This is a genomic window from Nonlabens sp. Ci31 (genome assembly GCF_012974865.1).
Classification (GTDB): domain Bacteria; phylum Bacteroidota; class Bacteroidia; order Flavobacteriales; family Flavobacteriaceae; genus Nonlabens.
This window is the reverse complement of the sequence record NZ_CP043633.1, coordinates 3,416,876-3,430,429: the sequence shown is the minus strand read 5'-3', so window position 1 is coordinate 3,430,429 and position 13,554 is coordinate 3,416,876. Positions and strand designations below refer to the sequence as shown.

Genomic DNA, 13,554 nt, shown 5'->3' with positions numbered 1-13,554 from the left:
TTGGGTAAAAGAGGACTTTTCAGACCGAAGGTTGTTGGTTTCCTATGGAATCATAGGACTCATTGAATAGGTGAGCACACTCAGCGGTAAAAAGAAACTCTATAACAGTGCCGTCTTTATTAAAATCGGTCAGGCTCCTGCCTATACCTGCTGGTACTTTACTGAAGGTATATGATAAGTCCATCACCCTTCACTAGCAGAAAGGCTTTTAAAGACTCCTACCACCTTCTGGATAAATAACCACGCTTCCTTTAGTTACCGCAATAAAAGAAGAATTTAGAAGTACAGGTGACACCAGCTGTTCTGGTCATGTAGCAGTTCACATTTCTAAGTCAATAGACCCAATTGCTTATAACTGCCTTTATAAAAGATATGGAAACTCCACCTTATCATAAAATTATAGTTGTTTGGTAGGATTTAACACCAAAAAAAATGCGCAGCTATCAGCTGCGCATTTTTTCAAAATCTAAAGAGTCAGATTAATTAATCACTCCTAAGGTATAGAGTTGTTCTAAATTAGGACCTTCAGCACCTCCATATTCTTCCAGTGTAATACCAAAAGCTTCTGAGGAGTTGGTATTTTCAATCCTTAAAAGATCATTGCTGTTTTCTACCACACCGAGACTAGTAGGCATCAGCGGATTCAATGTCAATGACCATAATTGATATGACTTTCCTTGAGGTGCAGCAGGAAGCCCCGCGACATCTAAGTAAGTGACATTTTCCACCGGATTGTGGAATGCAGTAGCATAAGAGCTTTCAAATCCTTTCTGACCAGCTAGGTTTACTTTAGCCGTGTTTTTTTTCTTGATAAAAGCAAGTGCTTCCTCATAGTCATTGTTGGCCTGTCGTGTATTTTCAACTTCCGTATTTAGAATTTCTTTCTCCTGTTCTGCAGTAACTAGTTGATTTTCTAGAGAAGTGTTGTTTTCTTGAAGATCAGCATTGTTTGTATAGAGGTAACCGCCACCGAAAAGAAGTGCAACTGCTGCCGCCCAACCTATGTAATTGCTCCAAGAGCTGGTGTTGGATTCTGAATTGTCTTTACCTATAATTGCTTGTAGTTTATCAAATAATTCTACCTCATTAGTAGTAGGAGCAATTCCAATTGCGAGTTTCATATAGGTTTCTTCAATGATTTGTACTTCCAGTTGAAGAGGTATATTATTCTTAAGTGCTTGTGTTATTTCAATGGAACGTTCCAGTTCCAGTGCTCCGCATACATAGAGTTCTAAATCGCCGCTATTTATTAATTCTTGAGTATCCATTAGTTTAATATCATATTTCTTAATGCCATCATACACTTTCTATGTCTAGTTTTCAAGGTGCCAGAAGGCATTTCTAATTCTTTTGCACCATCGTTAAATGTAAAACCCTTAAAGAATATTACATCGATAATTTTGATACACATCGGCTCTAGTTTTTCTATCCACTTTTTCAAGTAAATAGCATTTGTCGCGGTATCTAAATCATCACTAGTTTCTAATACATCTACGAAATTATCACTACTTAGGTTTTTTAAACTGTCTTTATGTCTTTTAGACCTTAGATAATCTATAGACGCATTGCGCGAAATGTTTAAGGCCCAGGTAAAAAAACGTCCTTGTTGTGAGTCATAGGATTCAGAATTATTCCAGATTTTGATAAATACGTCTTGCAGGATTTCTTCAGAAACATCTCTATTTTTTACAATATTATAAATGACGCCGTGTAAAGCTTCTTGATAACGATCATAAACCCGTGTAAATGCGGTTTGATCTCCACTTTTCATTCTGGCAATTAGTAAATCAGGTTGTGCACTCATTAATTAATTAATTAGGTGTTAAAGATGCAAAAAAAAAGTCTGCGAGTAAATACGCGCAGACTTTAATTATAATATTGGTTAAAACTACTCAATTACTCCACAAGCTACGCGAGCACCAGCAGCTCCACTAGGTTGAGATTTAAAGTCATCTGCACTAGCGTGTACAATAACTCCTTTTCCAATAATGTTTTTCATTTCATCATCACAACCTATACACCATTTACCTGTTGTAAATTCTAAGGTTGCTTTTCCATCTTCTGATACTTCTAAGTTTCCTATATCACCAGAATGATACATTCCTTCTCCCCATTTTCCGTGATCTTCCATTGTTGGATCCCAGTGTCCACCAGCGCTTTTACCATCGTCAGAACTACAATCTCCATTTTGATGTATGTGTATCGCATGTGTACCTTGAGTTAAGCCTTCAAGATCTACATTCATAGTAACCCCTTCTTCTGTTTGCATGAACTCAATCAATCCACTTACATCACTTCCGCTTTTTGAAGACATAGGTACCGCAACTGATTTACCCATCATCATGCTGCCATCGGCCATAGTATGATCTTCGTAATCCATTCCATCCTCATGATCCATTCCATCTTCATAAGATGTTTCTGTCTCATCGGTAAGTTCATCTGTTTCTTTAGTTTCTTTGCATGATGATATGCTTAGAGTCAAACATAAAGCAAAGATTCCTGTTATTAATTTTTTCATTTTTTGGTTATTTAAAGTTTTAGTTCATGTTAAATGTAAGAATATATAAGAGTTTTTTATCATAAGAGTTTGTCAAATTTCATAGGGTTGTGATTTCCCATTTTTAAATTTTCCATTACATTCAATGCGGTATCAACTTTTTTCTGAGAATCTTTTAGGTTGTAAATCATAAAAATAATGTTGCGTTGTTTGCCTGGAAGTAAGTTTTCAAAAATCGTATAAGCCTCGTAATCACTTAATAGAACAGCTTCTAGTTCCTCTGTCATGGGAGCTTGGTATTTGCTGGTATCTTCTTGCAGGATCACATCTAAGGCATCTCCTTGGGAAACCTTTAGTTTCTTTTGATTGGCCTTTGAAAACATCAGGTAAATGGTACCCTGCCTCTTTGTTATTCCTGCATATAAAGTCAGGTGGTTCTCCCCAGAGCTTATTTGTGCGACGACTCTTTTAATTTTGTCCAAAGCCAGCTGTCCAGCAATATCTTCTGGAATAAGAACAGCTCCCGTAAAGCCACTGCTACCTAAAAAAGTATCAAATTCAAATACCATTAATTAATCAATTTTGTAACTACTTGGGTTTCTGAATGCAAAGTTTTGTGCACTGGGCACTTATCTGCTATTTGTAATATTCTTTTGATCTGTTTTTCGTCTAGATCACCAGTTAACTTGATCTCTCTGGTAAAAGTGTCAATTTTAGCAGATTCCAGTTCGCAATTCTGACAATCTAAAGCATGTTGCTTGTCGTAGTTTACGTGACACTCTACATTATCTACGTTCCATTGCTTTCGCTGGGTATACATTTGTATGGTCATTACCGTACAGGCTGCCAGGCCGCTAGAAAGCAATTCGTATGGTGTAGGGCCAAAATCATTACCGCCTGCACTTTCTGGCTCATCTGCGGTAAAGTAATGCCTTCCTGCTAGCATTTGAGTCGTAAAGACGGCATCACGATGGAGACTTGCAGCCACTTGATTCTTTGTTTTAAAACTGCTATCGTTTACTTGCTCCACATACCGAGAAGCCCAACTTGCAATCACTTCTCCTATGTATATAGAGTCGGCTTTATTCATTAAAAGATGGTCTGCTCCATCAAGACTGATAAAACTTTTAGGGTGCATCGCCGCCTCATATAATTCTACGGCATGCACTATCCCTACCGTTTTGTCTTGTGGAGAGTGGGCAATGAGAATGGGTTTTCTCAGTTCTTTTAAGGTGGCTGTCACTTGTTGTTCGTTAAGATCTTTCAAGAACTGTTCTTTGATCTTAAATGGCCTGCCACTCAATTGGACGACTGCTTCTCCGTTTTTGGTTATGGCTTCGATTTGATCGCCAAATAAATGTTGCACATGTTTTGTGTCACTAGGAGCTCCTATGGTGGCTACAGCTTTTATGGAACTCGCTTTCGCGGAAGCGAATATAACAGCAGCGCCTCCCAAGCTATGACCTATTAATAAAGTAGGAGCTTTATAGTTTGCTTTTAGATAGTCGACCGCAGCCAAAAGATCATCTACGTTTCCTGAGAAATTAGTGTCTGCAAAATCACCGCTGGAATCTCCTAAACCTGTAAAATCAAAACGCAACACGCCAAATCCAGCAGTAGTTAAGGCACGTGATATATTTTTAGTAGCGCTAAAATTTTTACTACAGGTAAAACAATGGGCAAAAACAGCATAATTATGGGGCAGTCCGTCGGCAGGTAATTCCAGCCTCCCGCTCAGATCATAGCCTTGTGCATTTTTAAAATTGATCTTTTCAAAGCTCATAAGAGTAGTTTTGCTTAAAAATAAAGACTTTTTATCACAGCGCTATTAATAGAACTAATTATTATAGATTAGAGTTGGATTCTTTACTTTTACCGCTACAGATCTTTTATAATGAAAAAAATATTTTTTATACTCTCCTTAGCCTTGGTTTCCTGCTTTAATTCTGATGCAGAAAAAACACCTGAGGAAAAGGCAAAAGAAAACTTAACGACCTTTTATTTTATACGTCACGCAGAGAAGGCTACCGATCAAGGTGACGATCCAGGGTTGACAGAAAAAGGACAGAAAAGGGCAGAGCAATGGGTGAATTATTTCTTTTTAAAAGAAGTAGATCACGTGATCTCCTCTGACTATAATAGAACAAAAGCGACGGCAGTGCCACTTGCTAAAGCAAAGAAACTAGGTGTAGAAATCTACCAAGTAAAAGAAGTATCTGGCACCTCTCTTTTAGAGACCTATAGAGGTAAAACAGTAGCGCTTTACGGTCATAGCAATACGATCAATGCCTATGCAAATCAACTTCAAAACGACCAGGTGTATAAAGACCTGGAAGAAACGGATTACGATCATTTTTTTATTGTGCGCATCGATAAAGAAGGTAATTCTAATGCGGTCATGGAGTCTATAGATTTTATGGACTAAGTCGATGAGTCGTTGATAGTGCAAAAAAACATTTTTGGGTTAGAATTTAATTATTTTAGCTAAAAAGAATAAATAACTCTTTCTTCCATACTTCTAAAAACTCAAGCTGTCAGAATAGCAGCAGTAAATGAAAGAGGAAATAGTTAAGGGAATAGTTGATACAAAGGATATGTATTTAAGTGGGCTGCTTTGCCTATTTTACTCCACACCAATTACCAAAATCATATGAAAATATTAAGCTGGAATCTACATCATTTAGAAGGCGATCTCGATAGCGATAGTAACAACTCTCGCAAGCAATTGATCATGGAGCAAGATGCTGACATTGTCATTCTTACAAATACAAAGCTTGGTTTTTACCTAGGAGGTACCTATAAGAAAATTTCTACTTTAGAAATGCCTTTGCGACATGATGGTATCGATTATCAAGAAGGAGAGAACAGAGTCAGTATCTATACCAAATATCCCTTTAAAAATAAAGTCAACACTTATGACGAGTACACTAGTGTTTGCCAAATGATAGAGACACCTTTAGGTAATTTAAATGTATATGGAACGATCATAGGTGCAAAACAAGAGCTTTTTGAATCGGACTATGTAGAGCAAAAAGATGACCTTATGAGAATTGAAGGCGCCCTATGTTATACAGGAGATTGGAACACCTCCTTTACAGGAACCTTATTGCCAGATGAAAAAACCGTTAATGAATTCCAAGAATTCTTAAACGATCAAAAAATAGCCGTCCTTACTGCCGATTTTGAAAACACTATACACCACGTAGCAGTAAGCAAGTCTTTCTTAAAAGGAAACACCACTCAAGTAGAATTATTTCCGGTAGATGCGCAGTTGTCTGATCAGGAAATGGTTCTAGTGGAGATCAAAGAAAAAGAGATCAAAAAGCAAGTTAACAACCCATTGCACGGTGTTAAACTTTCTTATATGTTAGAAAAACTAGTCGATCATTACGGCTGGAACGAACTGGGCGATCGCATCAGAATCAATTCTTTTAATTCCAATCCAGGTATCAAATCCAGTTTGAAATTCCTAAGAAAAACCGACTGGGCTAGAAAGAAAGTAGAAGATTTGTATTTGTTTACTTTTGAGGAGTAGTGCTGAGTTTTTGAGCAGTGTCCCGATAGCTATCGGGATTGAGCTGTGAGTTGATGAGTTTTTGAGTATCAGGTCCAAAAGATGCGGAATTACTTCCGCCTGTTTTGCGATGTCTTATGGCAACTATCAAATACCTCAAAGTTGTGTGTTGAAAGGCTCTTTTTTGTTAAATTTAGACATCATACTAATTTAGCTTCTTAATGACGCATATAAATCCTTGCTTTTTTAGTTTTTAATCGTTAAAAAACAATCTCGTAACCATACTTCAATCAACCTCAGCACAAGTGCTATAAAATGATTTTCTGCCTCAACAAACTAATAAAAACTTTTACTGAGCCGCGTCGAAGTACAAATCAATTTATTTATACGATATTTAAAAACCAAACTGGTAATAGATTATTACAGCAAAATTAAACAGTAACTTTTTTATAAATACGGAATGATAGAACCAATCATAGAACTCAAAAACCTATCTTTTTCTTACTCTAAGAATCAGCCTATTCTTAAAAACATCAATTTGAATGTGCCTCAAGGTTCTATTTATGGTTTTTTAGGACCTAATGGTGCTGGTAAATCTACGACCATGCAATTGCTTACTGATATATTACAAGATCACGATGGCGATATAAAAATGTTTGGCAAATCATTAAAAGAGCAAACACCACAGATTTTTACAAAAATAGGGGCACTGGTAGAATCACCAGCTTTGTATTTACATCTTACGGGCTATGAGAATTTAAAGTGCATCACGACATTAAAAAGCATTGATCAAAAACGTATTCCAGAAGTATTAAAATTAGTAGGTCTTGAAGGTAAAGGCGATTTAAAGGCTAAAAAATATTCTCTAGGAATGAAACAACGTCTCGCCATTGCAATGACATTGCTGGGCGATCCAGAATTATTGCTTCTAGATGAACCTGTAAATGGTCTTGACCCTTCGGGTATTACTGAGGTGAGAGAATTATTAGTCAAATTAAACAAGGAATTAGGCCTTACAATTTTTATTTCCAGCCATTTATTAAGTGAGATAGAGAAAATGTGCACTCATGTAGGTATTATCCATCACGGAGAATTAAAATTTGAAGGTACGATGGGCCAACTTGCTCAACGATCGAGTAAACATCAAATCACCATTCATACAGTAAATGCTGCGCAGCAATTACTTCTCATTCAAGAAAAATATAAACATTCAAAGGTGATCAATGAAAACCAATTTCAAGTTACCTTAAACAGTAAAGAAGAAACTCCACAACTAGCTCAATATGCGATTGAAAAAGGAGTTCCATTATATCAAATCAAGGCAGAGGATGGTTTAGAAAACTGGTTTCTTTCACTTACAAAATAATTATTATGCTACATAATTTTAAAACAGCTCTTCAAACCGAACGTATTAAAATAAAAAGGTCTGGAATCTTTACTCTAGGCTTTATTCTAGCCCTAATCATGCCATTGCTATATTTTACTATTCAAATTATACAAGGTGATATGTACAATGATCGAATAGTGGATACCAACTTCTATTTTCATTTTTACAAAAATCCACTTGCTGGATTAACAGGATTCTTTTTGCCGCTTTTAATTATTATTACCGCTAGTAAAATAGCACAAATAGATCATAAAAATAAAGGTTGGCAACTTATGGAAATGCAACCCATTTCAAAGTTGTCTATTTATTTCTCTAAGTTTTTGATTCTTTGTTTTAATGTGTTCTTAACAGTATTGCTATATACGGTTGCTAGTCTGTTTTTTGCATGGTTGTACCATACATTTTCAGATGTTCATGAATCTTATGATATGAGTTTGCCGCTTTCAGAAATAGGTTATGCAAGTATTAAAGTCTTTGTTGCCTCGTTGGCTATTTTAGCTTTTCAGTATGCGCTTTCTGTTATTATTTCTGGGTTTATTTGGTCTTTAGTGATTGGTTTTGCCATGTTACTAGCGCAACTATTTCTGTCTTCTTTTCAAATAGATTTGAGATGGTATCCACATAATTTTCTATTTGTCTCGGGCATGAATCCTACAGGTGGATTATTAGGGTCCTTTTTTCTTCCTGCGGAGTGGCTGAGTATGGTTTATACCGTCTTTTTTCTTTTTGTAGGTTATCATTGGTATCGATTTAAAGGTTTTTATTCCGCTTTCGCGAAAGCGGTACCTAGAGCAATTACTTCACTACTTATTCTAGCCGTTTGCTCGGGACTAGCTTATTATTTAATCATGCCTAAAACTTTAGAGGCATTTGACAAAACGGTTGTTAAAGGAACTATAAGCTCAGACAAAAATTTTAAGAACATTTATGTCAGAGATATTATGACTCAAGATACGATGGCGGTCATTGCAGTAAAGAATAATAAGTTCAGGCATGAATTTAAAGAAGAACTGGCACCTCAGTTTTATAATATACAGTTTGATAAATATAATGCAATAGATATATTTATGGGCGCTAACGACAGCATACAATTAAAAGAAACCTTGTACGGAAAGGATGCTAGCGTCTCCGTTTTAGGGACAAGAATTTCAGAAAACAAACAGCAAATATTTTATGGCACTACTGGTTTTAGTTATGTGGGTTATCAAATAGAAAATAATTCATCTCTTGAAAAAGTGGCGTATTATATGAAAGAGATTTATAGTGAATATGAGGAAGATTTAAGCGAGTTAAAAAACAGTATATCTGTAGACCACATAAAAGCTAGAGAAGATTTTTTAAATCGTTCTAAAAAATTAATTGCTGTAAAGCATATCAATAAATGGAACAACTATTTAAAGAAAAAGGCCATTTACAATCCAGAAGTACCAGTGGTGCTAACACCTGATATGAATGTACTACTTAGTAGTGTTAGTTATACAGATGACGCCTTGTTAAGTGACAGATTGTATTTCGACTTTATAAAAAATCATCTAGCAGACTCTAATAAAGAGGCTATAGATCAAGGTAAAACAAATTTAGAATTAATAGCAGATTTAGAGGAAGGTACTTTTAAGAATAAGATGTTATTTACCGAGATCAGATCTCAATTAAATGATCAAGTTAAAATAGCTCAAAGAGATTCTATTTTTAATGCATTTGCTGCGGTAGTAACTAATGATTCTTATCGTGATATTCTCGATTACCAGCGCAAGTCCTTGAATAAACTAAGTAGAGGAGTAGAGGCAGTAGATTTTTTATCGATGGACAAAGATGGCAAACAATACACACTAGCCGACTTTAAAGGAAAATACGTTCTTATTGATTCCTGGGCGAGTTGGTGTGGTCCATGCAAGGCGCAAGAACCGTATTATGTAAAGAAGATGATCAAGTACAGAAAAGAAAACATAGTTTTTGTAAGCATGAATATGGACGAGAAAGAAAGCAATTGGTTAGAAGATCTTACCGAAATGAATACCGAAATAGTGCAACTAAGACCTTTAAATGTGGATGCTTATGGAGCACTTTACAATATAGACAGTATTCCTAGATATATTCTTATAGCTCCTGATGGAACAATTGATGACGCTGCATTTACACCGCCTGTGAATAATGCTTTTGATGACTTATTAGATGCTAAGTTAGGTTTGAACACGCGGCCTTAGACTTTTAATTAAAACCACTAGCTAACCAAAGCCTTTTCTTTTTTAAGTATTCTTGAAAACAAGCTCATAGGAGATAGTTTACCGAGAATTATAAATAAAATTAAAAACACGCTGGCATATACGCAACTCAGCAGTGCTATTTTGATAAGCAATGCTAGGAGTCCTATTAGTGCTTCCATATGGTTGTATTAATTCTGATCAAACATTAAAAAGGGCAGAATTAATTCTGCCCTTTGGAAAAAAAAACTCATAGCTCAAGGCTCACGAATCTAAATCAAGTTCTTAATAGGGAAAACCTTCAAAGGTCATTCTCAATTTAATTTTTTCTGCATTAGTTTTGATAGCTGTATTTGTAAGTATTCCCAATGATTGATCTAATTTGAAAACTTCACGGTCGCAGTAAAGGCTGTCGTTTAAATAAATAGTCGCAATTTCTTCATCAATAAAGGTTAAAAAATAAACATAGCTTTTTTTTAAGCTCAAAGCTTGTTGCTTTCTGATAACTAGAACAGCTACTAAAAATGATTAAAACTATTAAAGTTAACTTTTTTATTACTTATTTGTAGCAATAGGAAGTATTCCAAATGGCAGAATTAATTCTGCCATTTGGAAAAAATCTCAAGGCTCAAGGCTCAAGGCTCAAAAATCACAGCTCAAGGCTCAATCCCGATATCTATCGTTACAAAGACCCAAAAACTACTCCTTAAACATATCCACTGTCACCAGCTTCATCTCAGCTACAAAGGCGTTCCATTCTTTTTCTAAGAAGTTTTTAGCCTCTGTATTCACCTCTACAGCAAGTGTTGCTGCTTGGTTATACAATTGGGTTTCTGTGGTGGTTTGTGCTCCCTGACGGCTTCCTATATAGCTAGAAGCTCCATAAATACGATTCATTACCGTTACTTCAGGATTGCGAGTAATTCCCTGACGTTCATCTGGCGTGCCGAAGTATTTGTTCTGTAATTTTTCAATTTGTTTTACTATAGAATCAGTGGCTTTTATTTGTTCTTTAAAAGCTTTTTTATCCTGGCTGCTGAGTAACTTTTTAAAGCTATCGGCTGTTTCCCTGTTTTTAGCCAGTTGAGAAGTTACTATTTCCACATCGCCCATCAAAGATTGCAATTGATCTTGTGCCGCTTGCTTTTCTTTAAGGTCTGCAATTGTGAATTCATCGATACGTGGATCTTCTTTTACCTCGATCATTTGCTCACTAGTCATTTCTCCATAATGCAATACCGCTCTATAAGTTCCAGGGAGCACATCTTTACCGCCTGGTTCTCTTTTAGAATCTCTTAGTGTTCTGGATGGATAATCAATTCCTTTTTCGTCCAGCCTCCACGTCCAAGTGTTGACCCCTTTTTCCTTTGGCACTTTGCTATTTAACGTTCTGATCAACTGCTCTCCTTTATAGATTTTTAAGAAAAGAGAATCAGATTTAATGGTGTCTGTTTTGGCTTTTAAGTCTTTGTCAAAGAAGTATTTAAATGGTCCATTTGGGCTGCTGCGGTTTTCTCCATGAAACATAGCATCAGCTCCAAATCTACTTCCTGTAGGCTGCTGGTAACGTGCAAAATAGGCAGTAGGTGGCTCGTATAACTCGATGGCTTTTCTTTGTTTCGCTTTCGCGAAAGCGGTAAAAGGCTCCAAATCATCTAACACCCAAGCAGCTCTACCGAAAGTTCCAATAATCAAATCGTCTTCACGTGGATGGATCACCAAATCTTTTACAGAAACCGTTGGGAATCCGTTGGTGTATTTGGTCCAGTTTTCACCGGCATCTATACTTACATAGAGGCCGTCGTCCGTTCCTAAAAACATCAAATTATTCTCTTCTGGATGTTCAATGATACTAAGCGCATAACTGATCACGTCGTCTTGGTCTACAATACGTGTCCAGCTTTTACCGTAGTTTGTTGTGCGGTAGGCATAAGGCTCAAAGTTGAACCTGCGGTAATCGTTAGCAACGAGTAGGGCGTGTCCTTTTTTAGTTTTGGAGGCCTTTATTTGAGTAATCCAGCTCCCCTTAGGTAATCCTTTTAATCCTTTAGAAATAGCATCCCAGTCACCACCGCCGTTTTTAGTAACATGTACCAAACCATCGTCAGAGGCTGCATACAACACCTCTTTTTCTACGGCACTTGGTTCAATAACGAGTATGGTGGTATGGTTTTCAGCTCCTGTAGCATCCATGGTAAGTCCGCCAGATTCTGATTGTTTTTGTTTTTCAGGATCGTTAGTGGTCAAGTCTGGAGAAATTACTTTCCAGGTCAATCCTTTGTCGGTTGATTTATGAACAAACTGACTTCCAAAATACAAAGTTGAAGTATCAAAAGGATCCATTTGAATCGCGGCATTCCAATTGAAACGCAGTTCTACATCAGCATCTGGATGCGTTGGACGTACACTGTAGTTGTTACCAGTTTGCCAGTCATAACGTTGTACCGAGCCTTGCTGACTCATAGAATAACCAAATCGGTTGTTATCTGGATCTGGGATGACATCAAATCCATCGCCAAAGCTGATCTCCTGCCAGTAACTATTTCTTATTCCTTGCGCTCTCCATACATAAGCAGGGCCGCGCCAGCTTCCGTTATCTTGCATACCGCCATAAACGTTATAGGGTGTTTCCATATCTACATTAATATGGTAGAACTGAGCAACAGGCAGGTTGCCTATAAATCTCCAAGTCTTTCCACGATCGCGAGTAATATTCAGTCCGCCATCGTTACCATCGATCATGAACTTCCCATTTTTAGGGTGTATGTACCAGGCATGATGATCTGGATGTACGCCGTTATTTGCGCCATAAGCAGGCATGAGTTGGGTAAAATTCTTACCGCCATCATCAGAAACGTTGATATAAGTAAATACCGAGTAGATGCGATTTTCATTCTGAGAGTCTACATAAATCTCTGAATAATAAAAAGGTCTGTTACCTATGCCACTTTTATCATTGATTTTGTCCCATTTGAACCCGCCATCAGTAGATTTATACAAAGCATTTTTCTTTGCTTCTATAAGTGCATAGATGACTTTAGGATTACTGGGTGCTATGGCAATTCCTATACGTCCTAATTCTCCTTCAGGTAATCCTTCTTTATCGGTTACTTTTTTCCAATTCTCGCCACCATCATGAGTGATGTACATTCCTGAGCCTTCACCACCAGATTTAAAAAACCACGGGTCGCGTTTGTGTTCCCACATCGCAGCAATTAGTTTGTTAGGATTTTCAGGATCCATAACAAGGTCTGCCGCACCAGACTTATCGTTGGTATATAATATTTTCTTCCATGTTTTACCTCCATCAGTAGTTTTAAAAACACCGCGTTCTGGATGAACACCCCATGGAGAGCCTATGGCTGCTGCGTATACGATATCTGGATTAGTAGGGTCTATGATCACACGATGTATATTACGTGTTTTTTCTAGCCCCATCAATTTCCAGTTTTTACCAGCATCTAGAGATTTGTAAATACCGGCACCACCATTTAATGAATTACGCGGATTTCCTTCTCCGGTTCCTACCCAGATCACGCTAGGGTTAGACTGCTGCACAGCTACTGCGCCTACAGATGCAGTGGCTTCTTTTTCAAAAATAGCTTCCCAAGTGATCCCGCCATTTTGCGAGTTCCACAATCCACCACTGGCAGTACCAGCATAAATAATTTCTGGATTGTCATGAACTACATCTATAGAAGTCACACGGCCAGACATACCGCCGGGGCCTATGTTCCTAGGTTCTAAGTTTTTGACCAATTCAAGATCTAGTTTTTGGGAGAATGCTTGTGCAGAAATAAAGCACAAGGCAAGGAGAAGAATACGTTTCATAAAGCTTTTTTGTTCAAGGTATAAATATAAAACCTAAAAATGGAAACCTCGAATACTTTAGTAGATTGTTAGGAACAGTTATTTCCAACCTTGTGCAAATAAATTAAAAACTCCTATTATTATT

General features: G+C 37.0%; 12 protein-coding genes. 4 read left to right on the top strand and 8 right to left on the bottom strand.

Annotation, left to right across the window (positions count from 1 at the left end; genetic code table 11):
* Positions 1 to 479 precede the first annotated feature (479 nt).
* The 5 genes from F0365_RS15110 to F0365_RS15090 form a co-directional block, all read right to left on the bottom strand.
* Complete coding sequence (locus F0365_RS15110) at positions 480 to 1,268, bottom strand: anti-sigma factor (RefSeq protein WP_169934464.1); 789 nt, start codon at positions 1,266 to 1,268, stop codon at positions 480 to 482.
* Positions 1,268 to 1,804, bottom strand: a complete 537-nt coding sequence (locus tag F0365_RS15105) for an RNA polymerase sigma factor (RefSeq protein WP_169934463.1) — start codon at positions 1,802 to 1,804, stop codon at positions 1,268 to 1,270. The genes F0365_RS15110 and F0365_RS15105 overlap by 1 nt, the downstream gene beginning before the upstream one ends.
* An 84-nt stretch (positions 1,805 to 1,888) precedes the next feature.
* Positions 1,889 to 2,518, bottom strand: a complete 630-nt coding sequence (locus tag F0365_RS15100) for a superoxide dismutase family protein (protein ID WP_169934462.1) — start codon at positions 2,516 to 2,518, stop codon at positions 1,889 to 1,891.
* Between the two features lie 59 nt (positions 2,519 to 2,577).
* Positions 2,578 to 3,066 carry a YdeI/OmpD-associated family protein gene (locus F0365_RS15095; RefSeq protein ID WP_169934461.1) on the bottom strand — a complete coding sequence of 163 codons (489 nt, stop codon included), beginning with the start codon at positions 3,064 to 3,066 and terminating at the stop codon, positions 2,578 to 2,580.
* Positions 3,066 to 4,280: a bifunctional alpha/beta hydrolase/OsmC family protein gene (locus F0365_RS15090; RefSeq protein ID WP_169934460.1), complete on the bottom strand. Its 1,215-nt coding sequence runs from the start codon at positions 4,278 to 4,280 to the stop codon at positions 3,066 to 3,068. The genes F0365_RS15095 and F0365_RS15090 overlap by 1 nt, the downstream gene beginning before the upstream one ends.
* 111 nt (positions 4,281 to 4,391) lie before the next feature.
* Between F0365_RS15090 and F0365_RS15085 the strand changes: the two genes are divergently transcribed.
* A complete protein-coding gene (locus F0365_RS15085; protein WP_169934459.1) occupies positions 4,392 to 4,922 on the top strand; it encodes a SixA phosphatase family protein in 531 nt (176 codons plus the stop codon).
* A gap of 861 nt (positions 4,923 to 5,783) precedes the next feature.
* Positions 5,784 to 6,032: a VF530 family DNA-binding protein gene (locus F0365_RS15080; protein WP_169934881.1), complete on the top strand. Its 249-nt coding sequence runs from the start codon at positions 5,784 to 5,786 to the stop codon at positions 6,030 to 6,032.
* On the opposite strand, the gene F0365_RS15075 is transcribed toward F0365_RS15080, so the two are convergent.
* Positions 6,016 to 6,171, bottom strand: coding sequence for a hypothetical protein (locus tag F0365_RS15075; RefSeq protein WP_169934458.1), 156 nt, complete (start codon positions 6,169 to 6,171; stop codon positions 6,016 to 6,018). The two genes, F0365_RS15080 and F0365_RS15075, sit on opposite strands and share 17 nt — an antisense overlap.
* A 300-nt stretch (positions 6,172 to 6,471) precedes the next feature.
* Between F0365_RS15075 and F0365_RS15070 the strand changes: the two genes are divergently transcribed.
* Positions 6,472 to 7,377: an ABC transporter ATP-binding protein gene (locus F0365_RS15070; protein ID WP_240961723.1), complete on the top strand. Its 906-nt coding sequence runs from the start codon at positions 6,472 to 6,474 to the stop codon at positions 7,375 to 7,377.
* 5 nt (positions 7,378 to 7,382) lie between these two features.
* A complete protein-coding gene (locus F0365_RS15065) occupies positions 7,383 to 9,602 on the top strand; it encodes an ABC transporter permease (RefSeq protein ID WP_169934457.1) in 2,220 nt (739 codons plus the stop codon).
* 282 nt (positions 9,603 to 9,884) lie between these two features.
* On the opposite strand, the gene F0365_RS15060 is transcribed toward F0365_RS15065, so the two are convergent.
* Positions 9,885 to 10,085: a hypothetical protein gene (locus F0365_RS15060; RefSeq protein WP_169934456.1), complete on the bottom strand. Its 201-nt coding sequence runs from the start codon at positions 10,083 to 10,085 to the stop codon at positions 9,885 to 9,887.
* Positions 10,086 to 10,298: 213 nt separating this feature from the next.
* Positions 10,299 to 13,430 carry a WD40/YVTN/BNR-like repeat-containing protein gene (locus F0365_RS15055; RefSeq protein ID WP_169934455.1) on the bottom strand — a complete coding sequence of 1,044 codons (3,132 nt, stop codon included), beginning with the start codon at positions 13,428 to 13,430 and terminating at the stop codon, positions 10,299 to 10,301.
* Positions 13,431 to 13,554: the final 124 nt, after the last annotated feature.